This is a genomic window from Streptomyces polyasparticus, assembly GCF_014493765.1.
Classification (GTDB): Bacteria; Actinomycetota; Actinomycetes; order Streptomycetales; family Streptomycetaceae; genus Streptomyces; species Streptomyces polyasparticus.
Window position 1 is genome coordinate 1 of the sequence record NZ_JACTVJ010000021.1, and the last position, 24,387, is coordinate 24,387.

Annotated in this window: 30 protein-coding genes and 1 pseudogene; 5 read left to right on the forward strand and 26 right to left on the reverse strand. The window is 68.1% G+C overall.

Translation table 11 applies throughout. The features are described from left to right. The 5 genes and pseudogenes from H9Y04_RS47075 to H9Y04_RS35100 form a co-directional block, all read right to left on the reverse strand. Positions 1-101 (reverse strand): annotated as a pseudogene (locus H9Y04_RS47075) (pyridoxamine 5'-phosphate oxidase family protein); the annotation flags it as partial. Positions 102-293: 192 nt separating this feature from the next. Further along, positions 294-1,031: an NIPSNAP family protein gene (locus H9Y04_RS35085; RefSeq protein WP_187818217.1), complete on the reverse strand. Its 738-nt coding sequence runs from the start codon at positions 1,029-1,031 to the stop codon at positions 294-296. 81 nt (positions 1,032-1,112) lie between these two features. Next, positions 1,113-1,541 carry an Rrf2 family transcriptional regulator gene (locus H9Y04_RS35090; RefSeq protein ID WP_187818218.1) on the reverse strand — a complete coding sequence of 143 codons (429 nt, stop codon included), beginning with the start codon at positions 1,539-1,541 and terminating at the stop codon, positions 1,113-1,115. 70 nt (positions 1,542-1,611) lie between these two features. Continuing rightward, on the reverse strand, positions 1,612-2,250 hold the full coding sequence (locus H9Y04_RS35095) for a flavin reductase family protein (RefSeq protein ID WP_187818219.1): 639 nt from the start codon (positions 2,248-2,250) through the stop codon (positions 1,612-1,614). 157 nt (positions 2,251-2,407) lie between these two features. Further along, complete coding sequence (locus tag H9Y04_RS35100) at positions 2,408-2,836, reverse strand: MarR family winged helix-turn-helix transcriptional regulator (protein WP_187818220.1); 429 nt, start codon at positions 2,834-2,836, stop codon at positions 2,408-2,410. A 135-nt stretch (positions 2,837-2,971) separates the two neighbouring features. On the opposite strand from H9Y04_RS35100, the gene H9Y04_RS35105 reads away from it, so the two are divergent. Both H9Y04_RS35105 and H9Y04_RS35110 read left to right on the forward strand, forming a co-directional pair. Beyond that, entirely contained in the window at positions 2,972-3,847 is an 876-nt protein-coding gene (locus H9Y04_RS35105) for an MBL fold metallo-hydrolase (protein ID WP_187818221.1), read from the forward strand. 165 nt (positions 3,848-4,012) lie between these two features. Continuing rightward, entirely contained in the window at positions 4,013-4,684 is a 672-nt protein-coding gene (locus H9Y04_RS35110) for a GNAT family N-acetyltransferase (RefSeq protein WP_187818222.1), read from the forward strand. Positions 4,685-5,151: 467 nt separating this feature from the next. Here H9Y04_RS35110 and H9Y04_RS35115 read toward each other — a convergent pair whose 3' ends face one another. Continuing rightward, on the reverse strand, positions 5,152-5,742 hold the full coding sequence (locus H9Y04_RS35115; protein ID WP_187818223.1) for a TetR/AcrR family transcriptional regulator: 591 nt from the start codon (positions 5,740-5,742) through the stop codon (positions 5,152-5,154). A gap of 118 nt (positions 5,743-5,860) precedes the next feature. On the opposite strand from H9Y04_RS35115, the gene H9Y04_RS35120 reads away from it, so the two are divergent. Both H9Y04_RS35120 and H9Y04_RS47995 read left to right on the forward strand, forming a co-directional pair. Next, the gene (locus H9Y04_RS35120; RefSeq protein ID WP_236071863.1) at positions 5,861-7,420 is read left to right on the forward strand and encodes an MFS transporter; all 1,560 of its coding nucleotides are present in this window, start codon (positions 5,861-5,863) and stop codon (positions 7,418-7,420) included. A 133-nt stretch (positions 7,421-7,553) separates the two neighbouring features. Next, positions 7,554-8,642, forward strand: coding sequence for a Gfo/Idh/MocA family protein (locus H9Y04_RS47995; protein WP_187818224.1), 1,089 nt, complete (start codon positions 7,554-7,556; stop codon positions 8,640-8,642). A 568-nt stretch (positions 8,643-9,210) separates the two neighbouring features. Here H9Y04_RS47995 and H9Y04_RS35130 read toward each other — a convergent pair. Continuing rightward, positions 9,211-10,050, reverse strand: coding sequence for an alpha/beta fold hydrolase (locus H9Y04_RS35130; RefSeq protein WP_187818225.1), 840 nt, complete (start codon positions 10,048-10,050; stop codon positions 9,211-9,213). Between the two features lie 70 nt (positions 10,051-10,120). Here H9Y04_RS35130 and H9Y04_RS35135 point away from each other — a divergent pair, with 70 nt between their 5' ends. After that, positions 10,121-11,074, forward strand: a complete 954-nt coding sequence (locus tag H9Y04_RS35135) for a helix-turn-helix domain-containing protein (protein ID WP_187818226.1) — start codon at positions 10,121-10,123, stop codon at positions 11,072-11,074. Between the two features lie 140 nt (positions 11,075-11,214). Here the strand turns inward: H9Y04_RS35135 and H9Y04_RS48485 are convergent, their stop codons facing one another. The 19 genes from H9Y04_RS48485 to H9Y04_RS35230 form a co-directional block, all read right to left on the reverse strand. Beyond that, complete coding sequence (locus H9Y04_RS48485; protein WP_187818227.1) at positions 11,215-11,337, reverse strand: transposase; 123 nt, start codon at positions 11,335-11,337, stop codon at positions 11,215-11,217. Between the two features lie 405 nt (positions 11,338-11,742). Beyond that, positions 11,743-12,543, reverse strand: coding sequence for a YgjP-like metallopeptidase domain-containing protein (locus tag H9Y04_RS35145; RefSeq protein WP_187818228.1), 801 nt, complete (start codon positions 12,541-12,543; stop codon positions 11,743-11,745). A gap of 89 nt (positions 12,544-12,632) precedes the next feature. Continuing rightward, on the reverse strand, positions 12,633-13,277 hold the full coding sequence (locus H9Y04_RS35150; RefSeq protein ID WP_187818229.1) for a hypothetical protein: 645 nt from the start codon (positions 13,275-13,277) through the stop codon (positions 12,633-12,635). A 50-nt stretch (positions 13,278-13,327) separates the two neighbouring features. Next, positions 13,328-14,323, reverse strand: coding sequence for an N-6 DNA methylase (locus H9Y04_RS47590; protein ID WP_187818230.1), 996 nt, complete (start codon positions 14,321-14,323; stop codon positions 13,328-13,330). A gap of 198 nt (positions 14,324-14,521) precedes the next feature. Continuing rightward, positions 14,522-14,917, reverse strand: a complete 396-nt coding sequence (locus tag H9Y04_RS35160) for a hypothetical protein (protein ID WP_187818231.1) — start codon at positions 14,915-14,917, stop codon at positions 14,522-14,524. Next, positions 14,914-15,063 (reverse strand): hypothetical protein, encoded by a 150-nt coding sequence (locus H9Y04_RS35165; protein ID WP_187818232.1) that lies wholly within the window; start codon positions 15,061-15,063, stop codon positions 14,914-14,916. Before H9Y04_RS35165 ends, H9Y04_RS35160 begins: the two co-directional genes overlap by 4 nt. 259 nt (positions 15,064-15,322) lie before the next feature. After that, the gene (locus H9Y04_RS35170) at positions 15,323-15,868 is read right to left on the reverse strand and encodes a hypothetical protein (protein ID WP_187818233.1); all 546 of its coding nucleotides are present in this window, start codon (positions 15,866-15,868) and stop codon (positions 15,323-15,325) included. A 14-nt stretch (positions 15,869-15,882) separates the two neighbouring features. Next, complete coding sequence (locus H9Y04_RS35175) at positions 15,883-16,584, reverse strand: PP2C family protein-serine/threonine phosphatase (protein WP_187818234.1); 702 nt, start codon at positions 16,582-16,584, stop codon at positions 15,883-15,885. Between the two features lie 119 nt (positions 16,585-16,703). Further along, positions 16,704-17,411 (reverse strand): hypothetical protein, encoded by a 708-nt coding sequence (locus H9Y04_RS35180; RefSeq protein WP_187818235.1) that lies wholly within the window; start codon positions 17,409-17,411, stop codon positions 16,704-16,706. 54 nt (positions 17,412-17,465) lie between these two features. Further along, positions 17,466-17,750 (reverse strand): hypothetical protein, encoded by a 285-nt coding sequence (locus H9Y04_RS35185; protein ID WP_187818236.1) that lies wholly within the window; start codon positions 17,748-17,750, stop codon positions 17,466-17,468. A gap of 94 nt (positions 17,751-17,844) precedes the next feature. Next, entirely contained in the window at positions 17,845-18,093 is a 249-nt protein-coding gene (locus H9Y04_RS35190) for a hypothetical protein (RefSeq protein ID WP_187818237.1), read from the reverse strand. 81 nt (positions 18,094-18,174) lie between these two features. Then, positions 18,175-18,975, reverse strand: coding sequence for a helix-turn-helix domain-containing protein (locus tag H9Y04_RS35195; RefSeq protein WP_187818238.1), 801 nt, complete (start codon positions 18,973-18,975; stop codon positions 18,175-18,177). After that, a complete protein-coding gene (locus tag H9Y04_RS35200; protein WP_187818239.1) occupies positions 18,972-19,205 on the reverse strand; it encodes a helix-turn-helix domain-containing protein in 234 nt (77 codons plus the stop codon). Before H9Y04_RS35200 ends, H9Y04_RS35195 begins: the two co-directional genes overlap by 4 nt. An 83-nt stretch (positions 19,206-19,288) precedes the next feature. Further along, on the reverse strand, positions 19,289-19,663 hold the full coding sequence (locus H9Y04_RS35205; RefSeq protein ID WP_187818240.1) for a hypothetical protein: 375 nt from the start codon (positions 19,661-19,663) through the stop codon (positions 19,289-19,291). A gap of 85 nt (positions 19,664-19,748) precedes the next feature. Then, on the reverse strand, positions 19,749-20,822 hold the full coding sequence (locus H9Y04_RS35210) for a PD-(D/E)XK nuclease family protein (protein ID WP_187818241.1): 1,074 nt from the start codon (positions 20,820-20,822) through the stop codon (positions 19,749-19,751). Positions 20,823-20,898: 76 nt separating this feature from the next. Continuing rightward, a complete protein-coding gene (locus tag H9Y04_RS35215) occupies positions 20,899-22,140 on the reverse strand; it encodes a recombinase RecT (RefSeq protein WP_187818242.1) in 1,242 nt (413 codons plus the stop codon). A 10-nt stretch (positions 22,141-22,150) separates the two neighbouring features. Next, positions 22,151-22,516 carry a hypothetical protein gene (locus tag H9Y04_RS35220; RefSeq protein WP_187818243.1) on the reverse strand — a complete coding sequence of 122 codons (366 nt, stop codon included), beginning with the start codon at positions 22,514-22,516 and terminating at the stop codon, positions 22,151-22,153. Between the two features lie 251 nt (positions 22,517-22,767). Continuing rightward, a complete protein-coding gene (locus H9Y04_RS35225; protein ID WP_236071864.1) occupies positions 22,768-23,445 on the reverse strand; it encodes a hypothetical protein in 678 nt (225 codons plus the stop codon). A 57-nt stretch (positions 23,446-23,502) separates the two neighbouring features. Beyond that, positions 23,503-24,300, reverse strand: a complete 798-nt coding sequence (locus H9Y04_RS35230) for a hypothetical protein (protein WP_187818244.1) — start codon at positions 24,298-24,300, stop codon at positions 23,503-23,505. Between the last annotated feature and the right edge of the window lie 87 nt (positions 24,301-24,387).

Below are 24,387 nucleotides of genomic sequence, written 5' to 3' on the forward strand. Positions count from 1 at the left end.
GTGCGGCCCTCGACGATCGAGCGGAGGTGTGCGGTCGAGGCGGAGAGGGAGGAGTCGAGGAGGGACTGGAGCTTGTCTAGTTCTTCCGGGGTTTCGCGCATACGCCCATCGTCGGCCGTAAACCCGACACCCTCTGTCCTCATTGATGAAGCAGCGGCGAGGTTCCTCCGCGCGGCAGGATCAGGGACCTCTACGGGGACGGTCATTCCGCCGTGATCATGTGGAACATCCGATCAGCGATCCCACGGTCCCGCCCGGCGACCATGCGGTGATAGGTCAGCGCGGCCCTTCGGTCACCGCAGTGACGACCGCTCGGTGGGCGCGAGACGCAGTTGTTGCGGGGCCCTGGCACACCGTTCCGACAGGGTTGGCAGGACTTTCTCGCGCCAGCGTTCCGAATGCCGCAAGCCGTTCAGGTGGCGGTCGATATGGTCTTCGTCGGTGAAACGGGCGAACCAGACGAAGACCTCCTCGTCCGTCCGCACCGGCAGTGCCGGGAAGGTGTTCGGGGCGTGTTCCGACTGGAGGTACGCCAGTGGCTCGCCGCCGGTCTCGGCGAGTACGGGCCGTACCTGCTGCTGGAAGAATTCGGCGAACGCCGCGTCGAACGGGTCGCGCCCGTACCAGATCGTGGCGAGGACGAGCGACGGCGGCGATGAAGCCGGCTCGCCGGGCGCCGGCCGGGCGCCGGCCGGCATGGGGAATCCGCTGCGCGCCGAGGCCGGCCGCAGCAGCAGCACGTCATCGGAGTCGACCATCGTCGCGTTCGCGGCGTCGCGGTGTGCCTGCCAGACCGGCCCGCCGTAGAAACTCTCCAGGGCCTCGGTGCGGCGCGGCATGTCCTCGAACCCGCGGAGCCAGACGAACTTGTCCGGGTCGTCCAGGTCACGGAACTGCCCCAGGACGGTCGCGCCCACGGCTTCCTGGGTCTCGACGAACTCCCGGTCGAACAGGTCGATCAGGACGTCTCGTCGGCCCGGGTGCAGCGTGTACTGCCGCAGTTCGACGACCGGACACTGTAGGGCTTTCACCAGTGCTGCTCCTCGTTCGGTTGTTGAAACAATTCTTGTTACAGCAAACGGTGCGGCGGCACCCGGCTGCCGACTGATCGGCTAGTTCGCCAGCGTCTCGCGAAGCACATCGGCGATCGACGTGTCCGCCAGCTCGCGCCGCATGACCTGCTCGACCCGGCCGTAGACCCCGCTCAGGGCAGGCCGGATGCCGTGGCCGACCGGACACTCGGGATTGGGCTCGGTGTGGTGCAGACCGAACGGTGGCTGCGCACCGACGGCGTCGTACACCTCGAGCAGGGTGATCCCCTCGGGCTCCCGGGCCAGGCTCCAGCCCGCGCCGGCGCCGCGTCGGACCTCCACCAGGCCGGCTCGGCGCAGGTCGCCGAGGCTGCGCCGGATGATCACGGGGTTGGTGTGGACGCTGGCCGCGACCTGCTCCGAAGTGAGGACCTCCAGGCCGCGGCGCTGCGCCAAAGCCAGCCAGGCGAGCGCGTGCGTCGCGATGGTCAGTCGACTGTTCGCAGCCACTGTGCCTCCTTGTTGCAACAGTTTCTGTTACATCAAAGCGGGCGGTCAAGTCGCATCTGGCGCAGGCGACTCAGGCGGACACCGGCTGGATGTCATGCGGCATGTTCCAGCCTTCGGCGAGTCTGGACGGGTGGATGTTGTGGCCGCCGCCGAAGAACTCGCAGAACTTCATGATGAGAGGGTCCCATCCGAGCGGGTCGACATAACGGGTCCCCGGGATGACCAGGTCCTCCTCGATGTGGGCGCGAAGGACCTCGACCTGGAAGGCCGTGGCAGCGGGTGTGGGGCTGCCGAAGGGGTGCGCCGAGACGACCTTGCACTCCAGCTGGATCGGACATTCCGCGACCCGCGGCGCCCGGACCAACTCCGATGCCTGCTCGGACAGTTGAGCAACCGAGAACTTGTCCCGCTCGTAGCGGTAGCCCTGCTTCACCTTGTGGTCCGGCACGGCCGGCTTTCCGGTGGTGAGCGCGATCCGGTCGACGGCGTCGACCATCGCCGACGAGGGCAGATTGAGCACGCACTCCCGCTCGCGCAGCAGGTTCGCCGTCGTCTGGGCACTGTTGCCGAGGCCGAGCATGCAGGACTGGCCCAACCACCAGGCCGAGGACATCGGTGCGAGGTTCGCGGTGCCGTCCTCGTTGCGTGAGCTGATCAGCACCACTGGGGTCCCGAAGTACAGCACCTTGAGACCAGGAACCACGTGCATTCGTTCGCCTTTCGCAGGGTGAGATCCGAAGAGACTCGCCATGCGGTGCGCGAGCCGTCACCGACTGTCCATGAGCCGGGCGAAGGGCGCTGGCGGTAATGCGACGTTGCGTTCTTGGGAAGGTCGGGGTGCGGAGGCGGGACCGGTCGCCGAAGTGCTATGAACGCGCGATCGCTTGCTCCAGGAGACCCTGAAGGGCGTCCTGCTGTTCGGGGCTGAGGCCGGCCAGCGGTGCGTCCTGGGCGAGGAGGCCGAGGAGTCGTTCGCGGGTGGCGGCACCTTCCGCTGTGAGGACGAGGTGCTTCGCTCGGCGGTCGGTAGGGTGCGCGCGGCGTTCGACCAGGCCCTGCTTCTCGAGCTTGTCCACCACGAACGTGGCGTTGGAGGGCTCGCAGGTCATGAGCTCGGCGAGTTCGCGCATGGTCATCGGTCCGCTCATCTCCCGCAGTGCGGTCGCCTGAGCGGCGGTGAGTCCCAGAGTGAGGGCACGTTCGCGTACATGGTCGGTGATCTGCTGGGCCAGCCCGTTCACCAGGCTGCACAGAGTGCGCTCTGCGGTGGTGTGCGGCTCCGGGCGTGGCGTCATACGACCCATTCTAGCAAGTCCATCAAGTCAAAATATTTCAAGCTTGCATAGTTAGAACTTGATGCTTACGGTGATGTCCGTCGCCTCCGAGGGGGCCGGCGACAGCCCACGACCAGCAGCAGGGAGAGATGGACCATGACCTACTCCGCCCTTGACCGGAGTGAGCGCCTTCGGCGGCCGGCCGGCATTCGTTCGCTTCAGCTCGGCGATACGCGGGTGTCCTACGTGCCGGACGGAGCAGTGCAGCTCAGGCCGCGTGATCTGCTTCCCGCCACCACGAGCGACTTGTGGGCCGCCCACCCCGAGTACCTCGACGAGTCCGGTCACCTTGTAGCGAGCATCGGCGGCCTGCTGGTGGAGCGCGGCGACCGTGCACTGCTGATCGACGCAGGGTTCGGGCCGCAGTCCTGGCCGCCCGCGCCGGACGGCCCGCGCGGCGCAATCCATGGAGGCGCTCTCCTGGACAGCCTCGCCGAACTCGGCCGCAGGCCCGAGGAGATCGAGGCGGTCGCCATCACGCACCTGCACCCCGATCACACGGGCTGGGCCTGGCACCCGGCCCCGGGCGGCGACCGGCCCGCGTTCGCCCACGCCGACTACCTGGTGGCCGAACCGGAATGGTCCCGGCGGGACCTGGTCGACGCGCAGGAAGTCGCGGGCCTCGCACCGCGGATCCGCACCGTGACCGACGGACAGGAGATCTTTCCGGGTGTGCGGATGCGGATCACCTCCGGCCACTCGCCCGGACATGCCGAGTACGTGATCACCTCGGGTGGGCAGCGGCTGATCGCCTTCGGCGACGCCCTGCACTCATCGATCCAGGTCTCCAACCCCGACTGGTCCTCGGTCTGGGATCACGACCCTGTCGTGTCTGCCGCCCATCGCCACCGTCTCGTCGCGGAGCTGGCTGAACCGGACACCATCGGGTTCGGCATCCACTTCGCCGGCGTGGTCTTCGGGCGGGTCCAGCGGAACGGTGACGGCCCCACCTGGACACCACTGGACGGCTGAGGTCGTCGGCGTAGCTGTTGGCGAACTGGGCGCCGGTAGACGGCGACTGGGATCTGGTGGCGAACGGCGCGCGTCACCCGGCGCCACTGCGCTGCCGGAAGTCGATCAGGTCGCCCACTCAATAATGAGGTGCACCCCGGTCACGGTCTGTACAGACTGGCGCGCGTGCTTATCGATCACTGGCCGGTAAAGGGTCTCAGCGTACGGTCGCCGTGTCTGGAGTTGCGACTTCCCTCCGAGGAGGAACTGGCCGAGGTTGCCGACGTGGCAGCCAGGGGCGTTCATGATCCGAAGGACAGGCCCTTTCTGACGCCATGGACCGACCTGCCGCCGACTGAGCGTGCACGGTATGTCGTGCAGCAGCACTGGAGTCGGCTGGGGCGGTGGACGCCGCAGAATTGGGCACTGGAACTTGTCGCCTTCTTCGAGGGGCGCCCCATAGGTGTTCAGGACATGCGCGCGGTGGATTTCGGCATCCGGCGCGAGATCGTTTCAGGCTCGTGGATCGGGCTGAACCACCAGGGCCGAGGACTCGGGACCGAGATGCGTCTCGCGATGTTGCACCTCGCCTTCGAGGAACTGGGCGCCGTGTCGGCGACGTCGATGTCCTTCACCGACAACATCTCCTCGCTGTCCGTATCGCGGAAACTCGGCTACCGCCCCGATGGCATCACGCGTGACGTCCTGCACGGCAAGGTTGTCGAGTCCCAGCGCTTCCGTCTCTCCCGCAAGGATTGGTACGCGCAGGAGCGTCCACCCGTGACGGTGAGCGGGCTTACGGGCTGCGAGGAGCTCTTCGGGATCGGCGGAAGGGAGCAGGCGCGGGGCATGGCTTAGGTGGACGATCCTTCTCCCGCGCGCGTTTCATGGGTTGTTGCAGACCACTGGGTGTCTGACGCGCCGTCATGAGGTAGCCCGAGGCCGTGAGCGACGACTTCGAGCGCGCCTCCCGTGCCGGACTGGCAAGGGCAAGGTGGCGATCCATGGCCACACCGCCCGCCTCGTGCCCCAGGTCGCCACAGCACTCACTGTGCCTTGGCGGAGCCCCGCCGCACGCAAGCCGGATCCGCATGGACCGAACTGCCCCGGCCCGTCGGCGCCGGCATCGAACCGGTCAGGCATGTCCGCCTCGGCCACGCCCTCGCCTCAATCACCCAGCAGACTCCCTCGCCGGCGTGACTTCGCGATCCGGCACGACGCGGGTATGGCGCCCACCCCCCGGCATTGCGGCCCACCCAGCGGTCGACGTCGCCGCGACTCCTCCTTGCGCTGGAAGCCGGTCCCCGCAGAGGTCTCGCGCGCCCCTATGCCGCGCTTGGGGCGAATGCGCTGAGGACGCGTTCGATATGGGAGCGCAGGCGGTCGTGGGAGTAGGTGCCGAGGTGGAGGAGGAGCCGGTAGTACAGCGGGCCGTACAGGAGGTCCACGGCCATGTCCACGTCGGCGTCTGCGGCGAGCTGGCCGTGCGCACGGGCCACGAGCAGGCGATCGCGAGCGGCGGCGATGCGAGGGGCGAGGAGCTGGGTGCGCAGATCGCGGGCGAGTGCTGCGTCGTGCTGGGTCTCGGCGATGATGCCCGCGTACACGGCGGCGCGCGGGCCGGTCATCACATGGTCGAGGACGGCCGTCATCTGGGTGCACAGGTCGGCGGTGATGTCGCCGGTGTCGGGGAACTGGGTGGCGTCGCCGGCGATTCCGACCATCGCCTCGAGGACGACAGCGCCTTTGGTCGGCCACCACCGGTAGATCGTCTTCTTGCTCACGCCTGCGCGGGCGGCGATGGCCTCGACGGTGACGTTGCCGTAGCCGTGCTCGCTGCACAGGTCCATGGCCGCGGCCAGGGTCGCTCGGTGGCTCTTCTCGCTGCGGCGCTGCGGGTTGGGTGTCGAGGTCATGGCCACAGCATAACGAGAAACGGCACGTGTCGTGTTGACAGTGGCAGAGGCGTGACCGCACTATCGCCTTCACGACACGTGTCGTTTCCTTTTGTTGTTCTGTGAAAGCGAGTGCTCCATGACATCCACCGCATCGGGTGGCCGGTCCAGATGGGCGGCACTGCTCGTGCTGTGCACGATGCAGCTGATGATCATCCTTGACGGGACCGTCGTCACCGTCGCTCTGCCTGCCATCCAGCGTGACCTCCACTTCTCCCAGACGGGACTGTCCTGGGTGGTCAACAGCTACCTCATCGTGTTCGCCGGACTGCTCCTGCTGTCCGGCCGCCTCGGCGACCTCGTGGGCGGCAAGCGCGTGTTCCTCTGGGGACTGGCCGTCTTCACCGCGGCCTCGCTGCTGTGCGGCCTGGCCACGACGCCGGAGTGGCTGATCACGGGCCGTGCTCTGCAGGGACTGGGCGCCGCCCTCGCGTCGGCCGTGATCCTGGGGCTGATCACGCGCCTCTACCCGGAACCCGGCCGTCAGGCGCGGGCCCTGGGCATCTTCAGCTTCGTCTCGGCGGGTGGCGCCTCGGCCGGTCTCATAGCCGGCGGTGTCATCACCGACACCCTCGGCTGGCAGTGGGCGTTCCTCATCAACCTGCCCATCGGCGTCGTGGCCCTTGCCGCCGCAGCACGGCTGCTCGACGCAGGGGAATCCTCCGGACGATGGGAAGACACCGACGCGCTGGGCGCGCTACTGGTCACGGCGGGCTTGTCGCTCGGTGTTTTCGCGATCGCGCAGATCTCGGAGGAGAGTCGCTCGGGCGGTGAGCCGTTCGTCCTCGGTTCCCTCGCGGTTGCCCTGCTGGCCGCGTTCGTCGTACGTCAGGCCACCGCGTCACGTCCCCTGCTCGCCTTGCGGATCTTCCGTGACCGGGGAACTACCGGAGCCAACATCGTCGTGGTCCTGGTCTTCGCCGCGGGATTCGGATTCCAGTTCCTCAACGCGCTCTACCTGCAACGCGTGCTCGGCTTCGACTCCATGCAGACCGGACTGGCCTTCCTGCCCGCCCCGGTGGTGCTCGGCGCGGTGTCGTTGTTCCTCGCGGCCCGGCTCACCTCGCGGTGGGGCACCCGGCGGGTCCTGCTCGCCGGGCTGTTCGTCCTCGGGGCGGGCCTGCTGCTGCTCGGCCGGGCGCCGGTGGAGGGCGACTACTGGATTGACGTCGCGCCCGCCCTGGCGATCCAAGGACTCGGCATGGGGCTCGCTGTTCCCGCAGTGATCATGCGGGCCATGTCCGGCGTCGCGCCGAACGACGCCGGACTCGCCTCGGGGCTCAACAACACCGCCCAGCAGGCTGGTGCCGCGATCGGCCTCGCCGTCCTGGCAACGGTGGCAACCGAGCGCAGCGCCACGCTGACCGGCCGGGGGATCGAGGTGACGAGGGCACTGCGGGACGGATACAGCCTGGCCTTCCTCGTCGCGGCGGGCCTGGTCTTCCTCGCATGCCTCGTCACCTGGTTCGTCCTCACCGACAGCGACAGCGACAGCGACAGCGACTCCGGCTCCGACACCGATGCCGCCGCGGCACGCGTCGGAACTCAGGGCCACGACAACCCGGCCGCAACCATGGGAGCGGGTCGGCACGCGGAGAGTGCGGACCCGGCCGCGTCGCCCGTCGGCGCGAAGGCATGAGGGAGCGGGCACGTACCGCCGGGTGTCCGGGACCTGCTGGATCTTGTGACCCCACCGAACTCCCCGGCAGCGCCGGCCCCAGGAACCTCACTGGCCCTGGTAGCACCCGAATCCACCGAAGGACACACCCCCTGTGACAGAAACCATCAAGGTCGGCATCGTCGGCGCACACGCCGAGCGCGGCTGGGCACGTGCCGTACACCTGCCCGCGCTGACCGCCCTGCCCGACTACACCATCACTGCCGTCGCCGGGACCAGCGCGGAGTCCGCCCGAGCCGCGGCGGGCGTCTGGGGCGCAGCGCACGCGTTCGACGACCCGTACGAGCTGATGACCCACCCCGACGTCGACCTCGTCGTGATAGCCGTCCAACTGCCGCGCCGCGACGGCCTCGTGGACGCTGCCGTCGCCGCGGGCAAGCACGTCTACTGCGAATGGCCGCTCGCGCTCACGGCCGCCTCGGCCGACGGCTTCCGGGCGCGGGCCCAAGCGGCGGGCGTGCGGCACGCGGTCGGCCTCCAGAGCCGCAACCACCCTGCGGTCCGGCATCTGCGCGACCTGGTGGCGGACGGGCGGGTAGGGGAGGTGCTGTCCGCCACCCTCACCTATTCCCTGGCCGCTCCGGACGTCTGGTCACGCCGCTACGCGGCACTGTTCGACGCGACCAAAGGCGTGAACCATCTCGCCGTCGTCGGCGGTCACTCCCTCGACATGTTCCGCTCCGTAGTGGGTGACTTCTCTGAACTCTCGGCGACCCTGGCGACCCGCATCACCAGCGTCACCCTCGAGGAGACCGGCGAGCCGATCGCGGTGACCTCGCCCGACCAGATCGTGATCGGCGGGCTCCTTCAGTCCGGCGCGGCGGCCTCCGCGCACTTCATGACCGGCGGCCCGGCAGGGGACGGATTCCGTATCGAGGTACACGGCCGCGCCGGCCGCCTCGTGCTGCGCGCCGCGAACGACTCCCTGGTAGGACCCGAGTTCACCCTGTACGCGTCCGACGGCACCAACCCACCGGTCCGGCTGCCGGTCCCTGACCGGCGCCGCATCCCAGACGTGCCGGTAGCCCACGGAAATGTGGTCGAGGTCTACCGGGACCTCGCCCATGGCATCCGCACCGGTCAGCCGATCACACCCGACTTCGGGACCGCGGCCGCCACCCACCGCCTGCTCGACGCCATCCGTGAGGCCGCAGCCACCGGCACACGCCAGCAGCTGCGTTGACGCACATCGGCGCGCCTTGCGATGCGGACGGAGGAGTCCTGCGGGGATGTTCGAGCACATCAGCGCCGCCTCCCGGCCGTGACGCCCGCGACCGCATGACGCTGATCGCGAGTCAGCGTGTTGGCGCGATGGGCGACGGATGAACCAGCGAGGGGCGGCACGGCCGGCCGTGCCGCCCCGCTTCTTCACCCAGGAGCTGGGTTGAACCAGCCCCTCAGCGACTGCGCGGACGTCTGACGGCCGGCCGCGGGACCCATGACAGGACTACGAGGAGTTCGAGGAGCTGCTCGACGCGGCCGGGATCGACGAGCGCCGCCTGTATGACGGGACATGCCTACGAACATGGAGGAGACCTGAGCCGAGACCGCGGACGCGCGGGATCCGCCGCGTCCGCTGATGAGAAAGCCCCGGTCAGACGCTGTCTGACCGGGGTCCAGATGAGCCGACTCCGAGATGCGAACCCGACGGGCGATCCGCGGGGGTGCCACCGCTCCGCTCACGCGTGACGAGCACATGGCCCGGCAGGAGTCCAGCGCGGTCGTGCGGGTTGCGTCGGCAACCGCGTACCTCAGGTGGTGAAGAAGTCGGTGAGCGCGCGGGCGATCGGACCGGGGGCGTTCTCGGTGGGGATGTGTCCCGCGTCTGGGATGCGAATGAGCGTGGTGTGCGGGATCTCCGAGGCGAACCGCTCGGCGTACTCCACCTTCTGGGAGATGTCGTCCTCGCCCCAGATCAGCAACTTGGGCGTCGTGGACCGCTTCAGCGCGGGAACGAGATCGAGGGTGTAGCGGCTGTCCGCCGCACCCGCCAGGGCCATCCAGGAGCGGCGAACCCGCTCATCGGTCCACGGATCCACGTAGTCCGCGATCAGCTGCTCGGTGGCGGCGCCGGCCAATGCCCCGGTCACGGCCTGCCGTCGGGCGGCGAGAAGCTCATCGGCGGTGGTCGCCTCGATGACCTCCGGGGCCCGGAATCGGGCCACGCCAGGCACAGGCCAGGAGTCGTAGGTGACCGAGTTGACCAGGGCCAGCCGGGATACCTCAAGCCGTTCGTGGGCGAGGAGATGCTGGGCCACGGCGCCGCCGATGTCATGCCCTGCCACGGCGATCGGTCCGGAGAGCTTCAGCTCGGACGCGAAGCGGACCACCCAGTCCGCCAGGGCCGGAACCGTGGCAGTTTCCAGGGTCAGTTCACCTCCCGAGCGACCCAGTCCGCGGAGATCGACCGCGATGGGCCGCAGCCCCGCCTCGGCGAGGCGGCCAAGGACCGGGAGCCAGACCCGGCTCCAGTACGTTCCGTGCAGCAGCAACACGACCGGGCCGTCCTGCTCCACGGTCAGGTAGCTGGCCGTGTCGCCGTCGACCTGAACTGCGGTCCTCAGCACTGTCGTTTCGGTGGTTTCGCTCATGGGATCACTGTGACGGGGCCTGCCCGCCTGGCCGAGAGTCTGGAAAGACACCCATAGGTATATTCCTGCCATGGACCTGCATCGGGTGGTGGCCCTGCTGAATGAGCCCCAGTCGCCGTTCGAACTCGCCAGTGCCGCCGAGGTCTTCGGCACCGTCCTGCCGGATGTGCCGGCCCGGTACAGCTTCCGGATCTGCGCCGGGCTCCCCGGGCCCCTGCGGACCACCGCCGGTTACGCGATGCTCGTCGACGCAGGACTGGAAACGCTCCGGGAGGCGGACACCGTGGTCGTCCCCGGGTGGCAGCCACCCGGGGCACCCGTTCCGCCGGTGGTCACCGAAGCCCTGCGGGCCGCCCATCGGCGTGGAGCTCGGATCGTCGCCATCTGCACGGGGGCGATCGTCCTCGCTCAGGCCGGACTGCTCGACGGCCGCCGCGCCACCACCCACTGGCGCCATGCCGCCCGGCTCGCCGCCGGCTTCCCCGACGTGCAGGTGGACCAGGACGTGCTCTTCGTGGACCACGGCGACGTGGCGACCAGCGCCGGAACCGGCGCCGGCATCGACCTGTGCCTGCACCTCGTACGCTCCGACCACGGCGCGGCATACGCCGCCCAGGTCGCCCGGAACATGGTCCTGCCGCCACACCGGGAGGGCAGCCAACTCCAGTACGCCGCACAGCCCGCACCGGCCAGGGCGGACGAGTCCTTGGCGCCGCTCCTTGAGTGGGCCACCTCCCGCCTCGACACCCGACTGACCCTCGATCGCCTCGCCGAACAAGCCGGGCTGTCCAGCCGGACACTCGCCCGGCGGTTCGCCGAACAACTTGGCACCAGCCCCGGACAGTGGTTGCTCGCCCAGCGGCTCGACTCGGCGCGAGTACTGCTGGAACAGACCGACCTACCGGTCGAAGCCATTGCTACGCGGGTCGGACTCGCTTCGGCGGTCAACCTGCGACGCCACTTCCGGGCGCATCTCGGCACCACGCCCGGCGCCTACCGACGGACCTTCGGCGAAACCCGCTGAACAGGCAAGCTGCCATGTAGCCACCTTCGCAAGGCTGTGTGTGCCGAAGGCGGCGAAGTCGAAGGACACTTGAGGGTCATCGGCCAGATGGGCTTCGCCCTGATATGTGGACATTTGCGGACTGTGCAGCCAAGTTCGGGCTACTTCAGCTCCTCGCGCTCGGCCGGCGTCATCGCCTCACCACCCGCACCCACGGCAGGCCCCCTGGCGGCCCGGACCCACTGGCGCAGTGACGCGGTGTCGACCCCGAGCTCCCGGGCCACCGCTCTGCGTCATGGTTCCCCGCCGTCTCCCTGGACGGCGGAAGCCCCCTCCAAGTTGATCTTGAAGGGGGCTTCTCATTGCCATTTCCCCTGTTCAGGGGTAGAGCCGCCTTCGGGATTCGAACCCGAGACCTACGCATTACGAGCATGAAAACGATCTTAACGGACCTGCGGGGATGACCTGGAGTGATGGAGACTCGGGCCTCGCTTGAACCGTCTGACCTGCAGGTTCGTCGCCCGGTTGGTCTCTATCAGTCCCGCTCGGTCCCGGCCCCTCTCGTCCCGTACGTCCCCTGAGCGTCCCCGTCGGGACCGGCTGTCCCCGGAGTGTCCCCGCTTGGGCGGACGCCGACCGAGATACGCGACGCCGTAGAGGTTGAGCGGAGGAGTTATGCAGGTCGTGCCCTACGAGTCCGTTCGGGGGAGCTTCGCACTGCCACTCGGGAGGATCACGCTCCTGTGTCCCCTGTCGGAGGCTGCGCACCAGTCTGCCGTAACCAGGCTTTGCGGGTGGCGGATATCCCCAAGCCAGAGGCTTCGATACGCCTTGCGGAGCCGAGGGAGATCGCCGGCGTCGGCGAGTCCGAGGGCGTCGGCAACGAGCGTTCGGAGGTCGCGGTCGGGGAGCTGTGCACAGGACCACGACAGAACGAGTTCGTGGCGAGGGCGGTAAGCGACGAGGGAGCTGGAGAGCTTGGCCGTGACGCGGAGGCCGAGGGCCAAGTGGTGTCTGTTTCGGGCGAATTCCGCACGATGCAGATCAAGCCAACTTTGGGTGCGCCGGGCGTACCAGTGGATCAGCGCGTTCCGCGCTCGGTTGGGGTGGGCGGCCGCGTCGCTCCGCAGGTGTAGCCACGCCTCCGTCTCGCTCGAGCGGTACTGCTCGACCAGGTCGTCCTGGGCGTGGACGTCGGTTAGCCGGAGACGGTGCGGGACACCGTGGACCTGGAACTCCTCACCGTCGTCGAACTGTTTGGCGGGCCGGTCGAGGCGGCGGCCCTGGCGGCGGTGAAGCTGCCGATAGATCCATTCGCGACGCCGTCGAACGAGGGCAGCGGCCTCGGTGTTGCTGGTGCCGTGCGGGGCGCGGACGAGGACTCGGCCGTCGGCGGTGATGGATAGATCCTTCGTGCGGCGGGGGCTGGTGCGGAGGGTGACGGGGAGCTTGCCGACGAGGAAGGTGCGTTCGTTCTGGGCTGTGGTCATGGGGTTGTCATCTGCCACGGCAGTGTTCTGCTTTCCCTGTGTGTTGTGCGCGGGACGAGTACGGGCCCGCGCACAATCGGCCTGCGGGGCTAGCTTGCGTCGGTGGTCGGCGTGTCCTTGGGCTTCGTGGTGGTGGCGCCTCGTTCCGCTCTGGGCGTCTTGCTGCGACGGGACTCTGCAGAGGAGGTCGCTCGGCTTGTTGCGGGGTCTGTCTTCTTGCGCCCCGCGCGGGCGGTCGGCGTTGCCTTGGCGGTGGGCTTGGCGGCCTTCGGGTCGTTGCTCGATGCCGACTTCGCCGCGGGGCGCACGCGCTTCTTCGGGAAGGCGCGCAGAACCGGGCGCTTTCCGCCGTACGCCGGCAGAAGGCGCGTGCGGATGTTCCTCGCGGTGGTGGCGGCGGGCGAGTTGTGGGTGAAGGCCACGCCGACGCTGTAGCGGCTGCCGTCTGTGAGGTGCGCGCCGTTCTCCGCCATGACCTTGGCGTCCGCCTCGGTCTTGTACTCGCGGGGTGGGACGCCCGTGGCCCAGGTCTGGACCGCTTGGCCTCGCCACAGGTACCGGATCCCGACGCGATGGCCGCTCAGGTGCGTGAGGAAGGCGACCGGACCAGAGGTGTTCTCGGTGTCGACGATCCACCCTTCGCCAAGCTTCTCGACAGTCTCTGCGGCGAACACAGAGAAGGCAGAGAGCTCGACCGTCTTGCCGTCCTTCTTCGCTCGGTCTCGAGTGGGCATTGAGTTCCTGCCTCCTGTGTCGGGAGTCATGAGGGGCCGGCTTTTGCTGTTCACGCTGGTGCCCCTTCAAGGAGCCGGTCGAAGGCGTCGAGCATCCGGCGGGCCTTGTGCTCGAACTGGGCCTGTTCCACCACCGAGTTGCGGTGGTGGATGACGGCGGCGCGATGCGTGAGGGCCTTCGCGAGACCGCCGTCTGGCGAGGCGAGCGAGTTGCCGCACCAGATGGCGACCTTCGGGCCGAGGTCCCAGACGATCGCGTTGACCGCGGCGCATGCGGTGGACAGGCGATCAATGTCGTTGCCGAACCAGCGGACGTCATGCGGGTTGAGGCCGCGGTCGCGCAGGGTCTGGGCGGCGGAGCGGAACATGCCGCCGCTGCCGAGGGCCGGCTCTCGGATGGTCATCCCCGGTACGTGTGTGTCGCTGTCGATCAGGACCCGGGCCATCAAGTCCGAGGCGCTGGGCGGCGTGTGGTACTCGCCGCGGTGCTTCTTGTCGCTCTTGTGTCGGAGGCCGGTGAGTAGCGGGCTGAGGACATCGGCCTGGGACCGGTGGTACGGATCGTCGTGCGCCGTGAGGTCGAGCAGGCCGGTGTGGATCGAGGTGTGCACCACGGCCTGGACTGCGCGCAGCTGGTATTCGTCAGGCTCCTCCTCGATCCAGTCGTGGAGTGGGCGGGCGGCTTCGACGAGGTCCGGGCGTGAGAGCCATTGGACTGCCCAGACTTCCTTGAAGAACTGCGGGAGCTGGGCGGGCTCGAGAGTGAGTAGCCAGTCCGCGATGAGAGGTTCGCGTAAGAGGGTGAGTGTGGCGACGGTCCCGAGCGGAATGCCCATGCGGCCGCCGCCGTGGTGGCTGAACCATCCAGAGGTCACGTTCTCGGCGATGCTGTGGGCGAGCGCGTCGGGGCTTCCCAGGAAGGCGCGTTGCCGCCTGCGGGTGACGACGGGCTTGGGGCTGGCTGCCGCGGTTTCTCTCGCCTCTGCGCGCTTCTCCAGCTTCTGCTTGACCTCGCCGAAGAGGTCGTACTGGACCACGACGATCACCGGCCCTCAGTCGTGGGCGCAGGCGATGCGGCGAGCGCGGTGGGAGAGGAACCACTCTCGAGGGTGGTCGTCGCACAAGGCCGGCAGTCAGGATCTCGGTCGAAGGTGGGCATGAGTCTCTTTCCGCTTCGTGGCATGGGTGGGAGCCCGGGGCCGGCCGCTCGCGTCAGCGCGGCCCCGGGAGTTGCAGGAGGTTGGTCAGGAGTGCTCGGCGTGCCAGCCCTTGACGTACGAGCCGACTTCCTCGGCCAGCGGCTCAAGGTCCAGGTCGCCGGACGGCTCGCCCTCGGGCGTCGTGGAGTCGTAGATGACCTTCGCCGTGCCGTACGTGTTGTCGATGTGCACCGCGGACCAACCGCCGAGTTCAGACCGGTCGTCGTGCCAGGGCAGTGAGTACCGTCCGGCGATGGCGATGTACTGCTCGCCGTCCGAGGTGAGTTGGATGGTGACGGTCAGCTCGTTACCGCAGAAGTCCACGCCGACGTCAGAGCACTCGTCTTCGAGGGCCTCGATCACGTCCGCGTAGAGCGCACGTGCCTGGTCCTCGTCGGCCTTACGTAGAAGGCTGACGGCGCTGAGGTAGGTGAGCGTCATACGTCGCTCACCTCGCCGGAGGCGGGCTTGGACGGGATGTGGCGTTCGCAGACAAGGGAGATCGGCTCGCCGTCGCGAGGGAGATCGATGTCGAGGGTCTCTGTGGCGCTGCAGATCAGGCACTTCATGGTGACGGTGCGGACCATGCGGTGGATCCGAACGGTCGACTGCCGGGGAAGGTGAAGCCGAGGCCCGGCGCCGGGGAGCGCGACAGCCACGAGGTCAACGCCCGCGGCGACTTCGAGGTCCTCGATCCACCGGACGACGAGCGGAGTTTCCGGTGCCGAGTGGAGGCTGAAGACGTCACCGGGCCTTAAGGCGCCGGCTTGTACGGGCCGGTCGAAGGTAACGGTGACCAGACCGAATCCACGGGCCCAAGGGGAGGCGCCATCGTTTGGACGGGGCTCAGTCATCGAGCACCTCGATCGCGTTGCTGAGCGGACCGTGGTCGAGCTCCGCCGCGATGTGGGGCGGCACCCGGGGTACGCGAACGGCAAGGAGGGTGACCGGGCCCCGCCCGAAATCGGCGGTCACCGTGCTGCCCTCCTGCCCGACCTCGGTGACCCGGCCGTACGCCGGCTGATCGGGGTGACGCACCCAAGTGCCCGGAGCGAGTGGCGGGACATGCCGGTCGCACAGACCTGGGTCGCGTACGGACAGGTGAGAAGCAGACGGGTCCCAGCAGACCGTGCCGTCGCGCCAGCGGTGTTCGCAGGCGCGGGCCACGCGCCCGTACCCGTCGCAGCGGATGAGGTACTCGCCGGGATCTGGTGCCATGGTCCGTACGACGGCGTAGGTGACGGATCCCTGCGGACCGCGCTCGTGGTGCGTGACGTACTCGATCGAGAGGCCGATGGCCTTCGGCCAGGTCCTGAGCGTGGTCGTCGCGAGGGCCTGGGCGTGCTGGGCGGGTACGACGGGAGCGGCGGTGCGCTCGATGGTTGTGGTCATGGCTGTCCGTCCCTTCACTCGGCGCGCTGGATGACGACGGCGGTGGCGTTGTCCGTGCCGGTCAGTCCGCCGGCACGGGCGAGGATGTTGGCCGCCTCGGTGGCGTCCGTGGTGCTGTCGCGCAGTACGGTCGCGATGGCGATGTCCGCCAGGTGCTGATGAACCCCGTCGCTGCACAGGAGCAGGCGGCGGATGTGGCGTACGGGCAGGTGAGCGGTCACGAACTCGTTGCGGGCAACGGTCCGCGTCACCTGCGGCGCGTACGTGACCGACGTGCCGCGGCGGATCGTCACTCCGAGGCAGTGGTCGAACGTGGCGCGTTCCAGGGCCCCGGAGTCGTAGAGGACGTACGCGCGGCAGATTCCGGCCCACGCGATCCAGAGACGGCTGTGATCGGCGGAGACCAGTGCAGTGACGATCGAGGCGTCTGCTGGTTCCCCAGCGGCGTGGGGCTGAAGGGGGCTGTAGCGGGCGGCGCGGCGCGCTCGGGCCGCCTGGCAGCCCTGGCCGGGATCGTGCGCGAGCGTGGCATGCGCTGCGGCGGTGGACGTGAGTCGGGCGATCGCGGCGGCCTCCTCGTTGTCGCCGATCCCGTCCGTGACCGTGACGGCGACGCGTCCCGAGGGGTCGTCGCGCGCAATCGCGTACGCGTCTGCCTGGACCTCTCTACGCCCCTTGCTCTGGGCGTACCCGGTGTGCCACTCGCGTCTGGGCATGCGTGAGCACCTGCTCTCTCTGTGGAAGGCGCGGCGCTGGTCCGCGCGTCGTGGGGTGAGGTGTGCATCCGGGGCCGCGCCGCTCGCACCGGCGCGGCCCCGGACCTGATCAGCTGCGGCTACAGCGACAGGGGTGATCTGGCTTCGGCGACCGTGTCTTGGAAGTGGCCGCAGGCGTCGCTGTCCGGCATTCCGTGCTCACTGCTCCACTGGCCGCAGCCCGAGCAGCGGGGAAGTCCGGGGTCCGGAACCGGGGTCGCGATGAAGACTCCGGGCAGTCCGCCGTACGTGAAGCTCACGACCCCCGTGACGTCCTCCAGGCAGGCCGCGCCCTGGTCGGTCCTGGTGGCGCGGACGATGGCCATGCGCACGCGGCCGCCGGAGCGGACCACCGAACTCGGACGGTGCTCTGGCGGCGAGCCGGGCTCCACGTAGCCGACGGCGTACGCGGGGAAGGTGACCTCGTCCGGGTGCGTGAGGGGGCGTGCCTCGGACTGCCACGGACGTTCGTCCTGCCAGGGACGCTCGTTCGTCGCCTCCTCTGCGTCCATCGCCGCCAAGACGATGGTGAAGACGAGGTCTTCCCTGCCGTCCTTGAGCCCCACGGCCTCGGCCGCCCGCCGGCACATCAGCTTGAACACCTCGGGCGGGTGCTGGTCCGTCCACTCGTCGGCGGACATGTACCGCCCCATGGTCCGTTCGTGCGCCTTGATGTCGTGCTGGAGCGCACCGGCCACCAGGTCGACCGCCTGGCGGATCTGACCGGGGTCGATGCCGTGCTTGGCGGCTTCTGCGTACAGGAGTTGCTCGCGTGTGTGATGGTCCACGATCTCTTTCCTTCGTGTGGCGAGCCGGTCCCACCGTCGGCGGGACCGGCGGGACTACAAGGAGGTGGGGCGGTCGGTGGCCTGGGTGTGGAGCTCGGTGAGCCGGGCCGAGAGGCGCCGGCCGAGCGTGCGCGGCTGAAGGTTGGTTCCGTGGTCGTCGGTGACCGCCTCGACGCGCCAGAGGCGGTGGCCGTCGCGGAGGCTGAAATCGACGGTCTGGCCCCGGCGTTGACCGCGCAGCCGCAGTTGGTGAACGGTCGTGCCGCTCACGCGGCGCTCGGTGGGGGCGCCGACGACGCGGGCCGCGAGGACTATCGCGGCGATGTCGGTGATGTCCATCTGGATTCCTCGCACTCTGCTGCGACCCGATCGGGTCACGATTGGCCTTGCACTGTCTCCACGGATGAAAAGGACAAGCGAAGTCGCCTTTGGGTCAGTCCAGTTCCCGGTAGAGGTCGGCGCGCCCGGTCACCTCGCGCAAGGTGGCGAGGAGGAGTCGGCCGGTGCCCTCGGTGCCGAAGATGATGCGCGCGAATTCGGCCGGCTCGATCGTGCGGCCGACGGTCTCGCCGTAGGTCGCGGCCATGCGCTCGCCGGCCTCCTTTGCCAACTGCAGGGCTGCCGCGAACTGTTCGGTGGTGACTCCTCGGCGGGTGAGGCTCACTTCGAGCGCTTGGCGCATGGCTGGGGTGACGGGTTGAAACACAGTGGAGATCGCTTCCTGGTCGTAGGGGTGTTGATTGATCGAACTGATATCATTTTATCAATCGTGATCAATCTCCGTCAAGGTTCCTATATCTCCTGTGGGGTGCGATGCGTCTTCGTCGGGCCGTCGTTGAACGGCGGCGCGCACAGCTTGGCGAGCCCTGGCGAGCGAGCCGTCGCGCTCCTGCTGCTCGACCTCGCCGCGACGCGTGCGCATCGCCTGCAGCCACAGATTTGTACTGAGCTGCTCACGCTCGACCGCCTGCAGATTCGCTTCGTCCTCGGCGGCTTTGCGGAGGGCGCGCAGATTGGTGCCGCAGCCACGACAGTTGGGGGCCTGTCTTGCCGGGTGGGCGTCGCAACCGGACTGTGGGGCGGGCTCTTCCGGGTTGCTGGGGGCTGGGGGCTGGGGGTGCTTTTGCTGGTGGTTCTCTGACGGTTCCCCGGCCAGTCTGGCCGGTTGCTCTGCGCGAGATGACCGCTGGTCGATCTGGCCGCCGGTCATTTCGGCCGCCTGCTCTGCTGGTGAGTTGACGGGTTTGGCCGACGGGCCCTTCCTTGGAGAACTGGGCGTGAGTGGCGGCGTGTTGGGGCTCGGACTGTGGATCGTGTAGCGATTGCTCGTACGGCGTCCATGCGCGAACCGCGCCCGGGAGACGATGAAACCCTCCCGCTCCAGCCACTCCAGATGTCGGCGGACCGTCCGCTCGCCCTGACTGGTCTTGGTCGCGAGGGTCTCCTGCCCCGGAAAGCACGACCAGGACTCGTCGGCATAGTCGCAGAGCGCCAGAAGGACGAGCTTCGCGCCCGGGTTGGGGATCTCCTGGCGGAACGCCCAGGCCACAGCTTCGATACTCAAGGCTGTTCCACCTGTTCCTTCTTCCAGGCTGCGCGCCAGCGTGCGACGGTGCGCTCGTCGGTGCCGAGGCGGGCGGCGATGACCGTGAGCGTGCATTCCTGGCCCGTCATGAGGCGGGCGGCGAGTTGCTGCTCGGCATGGTTCAGCTGAGGCAGTGGCCGGTCGCCATTGACCGCGCGCTCGACGGCCAGGAAGTCCACGCCGGGGGTGCCCGTGCGCGTCGTGCTCACGTGGGTGTGGTGCGTCTGTCGGGTCGGGTCCGTGGCCCCAACGGAGCACGTGATTCGGGAGACGTGGATGGTGGCCATGGTCGTCACACCCGGCCGATTTCGCGGTCGTCATGCTGTGCGTCACCATCGAGGACGGCAAGGGCCTCGTCCGGATGCCCGGCTCGGAGCAGTCGTACGGCCTCGGCGGTCATCTGCTCCAGCGTGACGGCGAGGCCGCGGGCCTGGTCGCGTTCGGAAGCCGCGGTGGCGGCGATCTGACGCAGTCGGTCCAACGCGGGGGTGACCACGTCCATAGCGTCCGCGGCCAGGTCGGCAGAGAAGCCGGCGTGGCTCAGGCGCGGCCAGCGGTCCCCGAGGTGATTCGCGATGCGGTCTTCGAGGACAACGGAGGGCGGACTGCTGGGCGACATGTCGGAAGGTACTGCAGTGATGGGGGGATCGAGACTGACGGTGCTCATGGTGCCTCCGTGCTCGGGGTCGGTTTCGGGCGCACTCGGCGCAGGGCCTGCTCTGCAGGCCCCGGTGGCTGGCTGAGAGATCAGATCAAGGGCTGTCGGGCATACGGGAGACGTTGATCGTTCGGGAGGAACGGCCTCCCGATTTCAGAGGGATGTCGAGGGCGAGGCCCTCGAGGATGCGAACCATCGCCTCCGGGTCCGGCTTGGGTGGCAGCACCTTGCCGCCCGACCAGGAGAGCTTGAAGTCGCCGTACGTACCGGGATTTGCCGCATCCAGCACCTTGCGCGCCTTCGCCTTGCGCTTCTTCGCGGCGCCCTCGATCTCGGCTGCCTCCGCGTATGCGCCCAACGCTGCGGTGACGTCCTGGTCGTTCTCGACCAGGATCGTCTGCGGTGCGCGATTGTCGCTCAGCGCATCAAGATTCCAACACGCGCTCTTGAACGGGCAGTTGTCGCAGATGATCGAGAGGCCAGGCCCGTCGAGATCGCGCGGCATGGCTTCGGGGCTTGAGCTCCCGAGTACTTCCTCGGCCCAGGCAAGCGCCTGATCGGCGATGGCCTGCTCGTACGGACGTTGGTGGACCACGACTTGGCCGTACTCGCGGCCGACGTATCGCAGGCGTACGACGTCCACCGGTAGAGGTTCGTCCGACGGAAGGGTCGGGTGTGACTGCAGACCACCAGAGCGGAGAAGGTGCGCGTACAAGTGGACCTGGAACCACTCGTGTCGGCCGGGTCCTTGGCGCACGACCATGTCCAGGGCGCGGGTGGACTTGGTCTTGACGTCCTCTACGACGCCGGCATGGCCGTCATATCCGCTTTCCTGGCCGGTGAGTTGGACGGGCGCCCAGTAAGCGTCGGCGTGCCCGAGCAGCGTCCCGTCGGTCAGCGCAAGTTCGGTGAACGCGCCGTACTGCTCCTCGAGGACTCGCAGGATGCCCTCGTGGAGCCAGGTGCCGAGGATCGCCGCGTGCATGTTGTCGGCGAGATCGGAAGGCCAGGTGCCGTGCACCTCGTACGCGGCGCGGCGTCGGCACAGGCCGATAGAGGACGGGCCGAGCAGGTGCTGGCGGGAACGGGGCCGGGTTCGGTCGTCCCGGTGGGCGGCTTTCCAGAGATCCGGGATGGGAACGGTGCTGGTGAGGGTGTCGCTGGGCATGCAGGGTCCTCGCACTCTCCTGGTCGGTGGGGTCGTCCCGCCCCCGAGGGGCGGGCGTTGAGGCGGTAGAGAAGAGTCACTTCTCCTGCGCGGCTGTGGCCTTGGTCGGTGTCCGTCTGCGAGTGGAGCTCTTTGGGGTGTCCGTCGTCGCAGGGGATGAGGTCCGTCGGCTGGCTCGCTTCGAAGCGCCCGACTTCTTCACCGTGCTCTTCCGCGTCGGTCGCTCTCCCGCCTCGTCCTGCTGGTCAGCGCGCTCCGCGCGGAAGGCAGCGATTCGGGAGGCCATCTGCGGAGTGCCGATGAGGTCGGCGGAACTCGACAACAGCTGTGCGAGATCGTTCAACTGGCTGGCAGTAGCGTCCTGGTAGGCGACGCCGGTGAGGTCGAAACAGGCGTCGTTGACCTCGCTGAAGGGGAGCGTGAGGGCTCGGGCGGCCCGCTGCAGCTCGTCGCGAGCCAGTGTCAGCGGGTCTGCTTCCGTCTCCCGTTCCTCGATCACTTCAGCGTCGTGAATCTCTTCCGCGTCCTGCGCCTTCTGCGCCTGCATGGGACCTGCGGCGACATCGCGGGGTCGGTCGTCGGCAGGTGTCGCGGGCTTCCGGAGCTGCTGGGCTTCCGCTTCGACGCGTTCGCGTGACTCTGCGGCATCGGCCGCGTGCATCTCCTCGTCGACCTGTAGCCCGGAGAGGTCCGCCGGGCAGGCTCGCCGCAACGCCAGTGCCTCGGCGACCTTGCTGAGTTGGCTCGCCGGCATCTGGGGCCACAGTCCGCCGAGCTTGTACTCCTGGGCCTCGTAGTCCCACACCTTCGGCGCGTACTCACGCCAGTGTGCGACCGCAGGAAAGCGGGAGTCCCCACGCCACAGGACAGCTCGGCATGCGGCAGGCGGCTCGTCCCGGAGCCACACGTTGTGTTCACCGCCCTCGCTGTCGAACCAGACGAAGTCCTCGTACGCGAGGGGCTGTCCGGAGCGATCGGCGGCCCGGCGGGCGATGAGCCGGTAGCCGTCGATGCCGGTCTGGATCGTCCAGCGGATCCTGCCGCGCGATGTGCGCTTGATCATGTAGATCTGGCGCCCGAACGGATCGAGCCCGGACGCCTTGCAGTAGTGGAAGAAGATCCCCAGCTGCGCTGGAGCGGCTTCCTCGAGGTCCGGGAACGCCGAGCGCAGCGCGCGCAACTGCTGTTCCTCGAACGCCTTCTGGTCATCGCGAATCGCGAGCCAGGTGACCGGAGTTTCGGCCACGTCCCCTCCTGTCAACGTTTCTCCCCTGCAGGTCTGCAATCTGTCTCCACGGATGCATGGAGCAAATTGCATTGATGTAATTTTATTCCGCATTGACTTTTGATGTCAATGAATCTCTATCGCTGCGGGCGTGATTGCGTAGGCGGCGCGTCTCGAAGGCATTTGCCCACTCGGGATGCTCGTGGCGGAGGAGTCGCGCGTAGCGGGAAGTGAAGATGTTGTTGAGTCGGATAGGTGGGACGCGCTGGCGGCTCGCTGGCCAACGAAGCTGCTCGAACAGCGCCTTGATGCTGATGCGGCCGCCGCCGGACTCGATCCACTCCTCGATGAGCTCCTCCAGAGCCTCGAAGACCCAAGGGTGCGACGTGTGGAAGTCGTCGAAGCGTTCGTCGATCGATGGGCGCCGACGTGGCGGCGATATCTCGTTGTCGCCGACGGGTATGTCCAACGGAAGTTCGTCCTGACGGTGCATACTCCACCCCCGAGTGTGGCAGTGACTGTCTCCACGGATGATTGCCACACTGTAAGTGCTCGTGATCCATACGGCCATGGTGGGGTTCGCAGCGCGTTGAGCACAGCTGCCTGCCCAGAGTGGGCGCCACCGACGACGACGGGGGCGAGCTCCGCCTTCAGATCCCCCGTCTACGGTGACAAGCCGGAGATCACCGCCAACACCGGGTGTGTGCTGCCGGATCTGGCCTACCGCTTCGCGCGTACCGAAACGGTCAGGCCGGCTGCCCAGATCTCCTTGATGAAGGCGGTGACCTCGGCGAGGTCGGCATCCCCAGGCTTATAGGCGCGAGTGGGCGGCAGCTCCGGTGGCTGCGGCTTCGGAGTGGCGCTCTTTTTGCGACCCCGCGGCTTCAGCCCTTCACGCTCGCCGGTCCGGATGCGTTCGACTGCCTCCTGCAGGACCGGCCGGCTGCGCTCCTCGGCGTCCGCGAGGATCGTGTCCAGGAGCCACAGCGGGGAGCCCGAGATGACGGCGTCTTCTGCGGCCAGACTGTTCCGGGTGCGCCACTGATAGATGTCCCCGTACTTCTTCCCGAAGATCCAAGGGATCTCTTTGAGGCCGATAACCGGGGGCAGGTCGGCGGTGTCCTCGACAACGAACCAGTCGCGGTGGTTGGCCTTGAACTCCTTCAGGCGCTGAGGGTCCACCTCGCGTCCGTTGGCTTCGGCCATGCCGAGGATGGTGGGCAGCAGCCAGTACGGGTTGCCGGAGACGACGAAGTCGGGCTCGGGGAGGATCTCGCGGGTGCGCCAGAGCTGCGAGGTCTGTCGCTCCACTCCGTACAGGAACGAGATCTCCCCGTGGCCGAGGAGGTAGGGGAACTTGCCGCCAGCGGCCATGGCGCTCTCTCCGACTTCGCGCATACAGGTGACTTGATGGTTCAAGTCTAGTTGGGGCCGTGACGGCGGTGACGCCGCCTCTCAGCTCACTCGGTGCAGGGAGTGCCCGCCCCAGAACACGGCGCCGGGGAAGCGGCTGTCACTCTCCGGCACCGTTGCCTGGAACCAGCCGGCCGGGAGGCGGTGCCGCTTCTCGTCCACGCCGTGCGATCGAGCCACTGTGGTGATGGTGCAGTCGATGAACTGCATGAAGAAGGCCGCGATTCCGCGTGCGTGCCCGTTCTGAATGGTCTTCGACTTCGCGTCGTTGTACCAGCCGTACCCTGCCTTCTCGGCTCGGGCACCGTTCCCCGGTAGAGCGAGGTGGGCCACGCCGTTCCGGACCTTCTGGTTGGTCTTCAGGTGCGAATAGACCAGGCCCCGATCGTCTATGTACTTGGTGAAGATCCAGTCCTTCGGCGTGACTCCTATCCAACTGCGGGCTATGGAGATCTCCCAGCCGTCCGAGACCTTGCCGTTCAGCACGCCGTACTGGCGCAGCTTGGCATCGAGATGGACCGGCTCGAAGGGCAGGGAGATGCGCTGCGTCGCATCCGGCTTGTTCGGCTGCGGGTTGGGCACTTCGATCGTGTCCAGGTGGTAGTGCCCGGGGCCCGTCCTGTCCCACTTCTCCTCGCTGAACTTCGCTGCCCCGACCAGGTCACTCAGCAGTCGCTCCCATGCCGCGACGGCTGTGAGGGCGATCAGTGGATTGAGGGTGGCTCTGGGCTGAAGTCCCCGTACCTCCTGCTCCGCGTGGATGTAGATCAGGTCGAGGGTGGCCTTGACGTTCTGGCGTGCGGCCGTAAATACGGCGGGCAAGCGCTCCTCAAGTTTCATGAGCGATCAAGGTAGTGCTGAAAATGCTCACCCGTCGGGCAGTTGATGAATCTTGACGGGGACATGCGGGTGATCGCGCAGAGGATC